Origin of the sequence: uncultured Gimesia sp. (assembly GCF_937910335.1) — a bacterium.
Lineage (GTDB): Bacteria > Planctomycetota > Planctomycetia > Planctomycetales > Planctomycetaceae > Gimesia.
Genome location: NZ_CALEMX010000363.1, coordinates 1 through 4,339 on the forward strand (window position 1 = coordinate 1; position 4,339 = coordinate 4,339).

Sequence of the window (4,339 nt, forward strand, 5' to 3'; positions counted from 1 at the left end):
CTCGAGAACATCATGACCGATTTGATCGGCATCAATTACCTTTACAGGTCGTAATGATTTGACTTTATTCGCTACCGCACTTTTGCCTGATCCGATTCCTCCAATCAGGGCAATAGCAGGTATGGCTTTATGACAAGACACAAGAAGGTTGTAACAACTTGCATTTGGTGGAAAATGGTTTTCTTACACATTCCTTCGAAACAGAAACTTACCACACAGGAGGCTTATGATTGCTGAATCCTTAGCAACTATTAGATGAGACACATAGGAGTGCAGTAATATCGTTACCGATGTCATGCCAGTTGTCAACAAAAAAAAACAAAGTTCCCTGTTTTCGACCTAAAATTGTGAAACTGACTCGGATTTTCTGTTCGAAAGATCAAGGGAATTTGATCTGGCGGCCGAACCAATTACTTTACAGGTAAAATGGTCAGAAATCAGAGGCTGGGTATCTCCAAACTATTTTGTTCGAGCCAGTTTGTTCCAGAAGAAATGTCTACAATCAGCGGGATATCCAGGTCCATTGCAGACTCCATTTCTTCACGCACGATTTGGCTCAGTGACTCCAGGTTCGAAACGGGAACTTCAAAGACCAGTTCATCATGAATTTGCATCAGCATTCTTCCCGGATGTTGTTCCTGTTTCAGGCGTGCCGTCACATTGATCATGGCTTGTTTAATCAGGTCAGCAGCAGATCCTTGAATCACTGTGTTAATCGCTGTTCGCTCGGGCATATTTAATTGCTTCTGAATTCCTGCACGGACACCCTGGACTTCCCGTTTTCTGCCACAGATGGTGCGGACGAAACGATTTTTGGAGCAGTCTTCCAGGATCTGGTCCAAAAATTCTCTGACGCCTCGATATCGCTCAAAATAATCTTGAATGAATCCAGCCGCCTCTGATTGTGGAATACCAATCGTTTCTGATAATCCGAAAGGACTTTGACCGTAGATTACACCAAAGTTGACCGCCTTGGCAGTCCGCCTCATATTGCTGTCGACGTCATCATGGGAAACGCGAAAAATGTCAGCCGCAACGGCAGTATGAATGTCGGCACCTTCTCGGAATGCCAGGCTCAGCGCTTCGTCCTGACTCAAGTGCGCCAAAACCCGTAATTCAATTTGAGAATAATCGGCACACAGCAGTCGCCAGTCTTCGTTCTCCGGAATAAAGGCTTTGCGTATCTGTCGACCTTCTTCCGTTCGGATCGGAATGTTCTGCAGGTTGGGATCACTGGAGCTTAACCGGCCTGTCGCAGCGACCACTTGGTTGAAACTGGCATGAATTCGTCCCGTATCTGAATTGACCAAATCCGGTAAGGCATCAAGGTAGGTGCTTTTCAGTTTCGAAAGATGCCGATGCTCGCTGATCTTGGCCGGCAGTTCATGCAACGGCGCTAATTTCTCGAGGACACTCTGGTCAGTACTCGGGCCAGTTTTTGTTTTCTTAAAGACAGGCAGATTCAGCTCTTCAAACAAAACCGTACGCAGTTGCAGCGGCGAAGCTATGTTGAATTCGTGACCCGCAATTTCATAAATTTCGCTAATCAGTTCGGTGAGGCGTTCCTGAAGTTGCTGGCTTTGACGGTTTAATTCATCTGTATCTACGCGGATACCGGTAAATTCCATTTCTGCCAGAATGGATATTAAAGGACGCTCGAGATCCCAGTAAAGATCCCACAAACCTTCTTGCTTGAGTTCTTCTTTCAAGATTCGAGATAGCTTCCACGCGATTTCCGCATCTTCTACTGCATATTCGGCAACCTTCACGACATCCACTTCAAACATTTTTTTCTGTTGTTTTCCCGATCCAATGAGATCCGAGATTGGAATCATTGTATGCTGCAGATACCGTTCGGCCAGTTTATCCAGGCCGTGTCCCCGTTCACCTGCACTCAGTAGATAACTGGCTACCATCGGATCAATGCTGACTCCCTGGAGTGTGACACCCGCCCGCATTAACACTACCATATCGTATTTGATGTTCTGATTGGCAATCAGAATATCCGGATCTTCCAGCAAAGGTCTGAGATGATTTAATACATATTGTGGATCCAGGGCTTTTTGACCTGCTGGCCCTTCTACTGGTACATAGTAGCCCTGATTTTCCTGCCAACTGATAGCCCAACCTACGATCTCTGCTTCTGCAGGTTTTAATCCGGTTGTTTCAAGATCAACGCAAAATTCATCCTGCTGTTGTATCAGCGCCATGAATTTATCAAACGCCGGTTTGCTGTCAACCGTTTCCCAGATGCGATCTACCGTGGGAGTAGTGTCCTGCTTCGTAAAATTGTCTTTCATATCTTCGGCGAAACGTCGGAAGCCAAAATCTATGAATAATTGACGTAGGCGTTCCCGATCAGGATGAGTTAATCGCGAAGCTTCCCAGTCTACCTTCAACTCCAGACTGTTATTCAAAGTTACCAGTTGACGCGACATACGAGCCTGGTCTGCATACTCTTTTAGGTTTTGTTGCAGTTTCGGACCTTTTGCCTGATCTGCATTTGCCAGAACTTCTTCCAGAGAGCCGAATTTCTCAATCAAGGTTTGTGCTTTTTTTGGTCCTACAAGGGGGACTCCCGGAATATTATCTACGCTGTCTCCCACCAATGATTGAAAATCGATTACTTGATCAGGACGAACTCCCCAATCCTGAATGACCGCTTCAGCATCCATAAACGTGTTCTTGCGAATGTTATAGAGCTGGACAGAGTCATTGATCAGTTGGCGGGCGTCTTTATCATTGGTCACAATTACTGTTTCTATTCCGCGCTCTTTTCCTAATCGAGCGAGTGTGGCAAAGACATCATCCGCCTCCCAGCCTGATTGTTCGATAATTGGAACTTGAAACCCTTTCACAACATCCATAATTGAAGAAATTTGTGCTTTGAGGTCTTCAGGCATCTCCGAGCGATTTGCCTTATAATCCGGGTAGATTTCCTTTCTGGTTCCAGGACCACTCGAATCCATGGCAAAGATTAAATAATCTGGGGAATGGGTTTTAATGATGTTAAGGATATCTCGGGTGATTCCAAAAATGGCATTGGTTGGCTGACCAGCGGGCCCGGTCATCGCCGGCACAGCATGAAATACCTGAAATACCAGAGAAAACGTATCAATGATGTAAAGTGTTTCTTTCATAAAGATTTAGCTTTACCTGAAATTTTGAAAAGAGATAGCCGAAATTGAAACAGGAGGAGGTTTCCACCACGGTTTGATTGCAGGCTCAAGCTTCAAAAAGCCTGAATTCTGCTCAAACAGCACTTATTATTGGTGAGACTGGACTGAACTACCATCAACAGGCCGGTTGAACTCGGAACTCTACGAAATTTTTTGTCGATTTATCCTTAAAGATCTTCGTGTTGAAACTGTCTTAGGATGTGTTGTTATGTATATGCTTGTGTGGGGTTAATTATGTTTGTGATAGTGGAATCAATCGGCAGTCCAACAAACAGAGTCAGAAACCTTCTTGACATGGCTTTTTCTGCATTTAAAATGATTTAGTACAGGAATTTAAGTACTTCAACGGATTCAATATCACTTCGTCTGGTCTTTCCTGTAGGTCATCAAGGATGATAAGTCTTCGTTTCGATGAAAATTCACTTCAGATTACAACTGTCACGGTACTGAACTGTACCTGATTATCACTTAATAATCCTTGAGGTTTAATAACATGGCTGCCAGTAAACCAACTGCTGTTCACTTTTCATTAATCTTTTTTGTCATGGCTACATTGATTTGTGGTGTGATTGCTTACTTGAATTTTAAAGATCTGGGAGAATCGAACGCCAAGTTGGAACAGGCTCAAAAAGATTCACAGCGCGATGGAGCTGCGGTTCGCAAGCTTGATGAAGACCTACAAGCTTTGAAAAAATTAATCGGTAATGAGCAGGAAGATGTGGGGTTGGATAGTAAAACTCCGAATACTGTGATTGGAGCGACCGAGCAGGATATTAAAACCCATGCTAACGTTCTGGCAGAGCCCACGATCAAAAACACCCTCATTAAACTTTCGGGGCAGTTAAATCAGACCAAAAATCAGTTGGCCCAGGAGCAAACCGCCAAAAATGATTTGGAAGCTCAATTTCTGGCATTAAAGGGCGAGCTGGATAAAGTTGTTGATGAACATAAAAAGGCCCGCGATAATTCGGAAAAAGATTTAGCAGACACTCAGAAAGTCAAAGAAGAAGAAGTTTCCGCGAAGGATCAACAAATTGGTGCACTTCAGAAAGAAAATGAAGAGATTCTGATTGAACTGGACCAGTTGCGTGAAACGGACGCCAAAAAGATTAAAGACCTCGAAACCAAAAATAACACCTATGCCAGTCTGATTGATACGC

General features: G+C 44.1%; 3 protein-coding genes. 1 reads left to right on the forward strand and 2 read right to left on the reverse strand.

Going from position 1 to position 4,339, the window contains the following annotated elements:
• Together Q0668_RS25905 and polA are read right to left on the reverse strand one after the other, a co-directional pair.
• Positions 1–141, reverse strand: a 141-nt coding sequence (locus tag Q0668_RS25905; protein WP_366918904.1) for a dephospho-CoA kinase, incomplete at its 3' end; no start/stop codon positions are given.
• Between the two features lie 296 nt (positions 142–437).
• Positions 438–3,140, reverse strand: a complete 2,703-nt coding sequence (gene polA, locus Q0668_RS14585; RefSeq protein ID WP_298865942.1) for a DNA polymerase I — start codon at positions 3,138–3,140, stop codon at positions 438–440.
• Positions 3,141–3,672: 532 nt separating this feature from the next.
• Between polA and Q0668_RS14590 the strand changes: the two genes are divergently transcribed.
• A partial coding sequence (locus Q0668_RS14590; RefSeq protein ID WP_298865944.1) for a hypothetical protein occupies positions 3,673–4,339 on the forward strand: 667 nt, incomplete at its 3' end.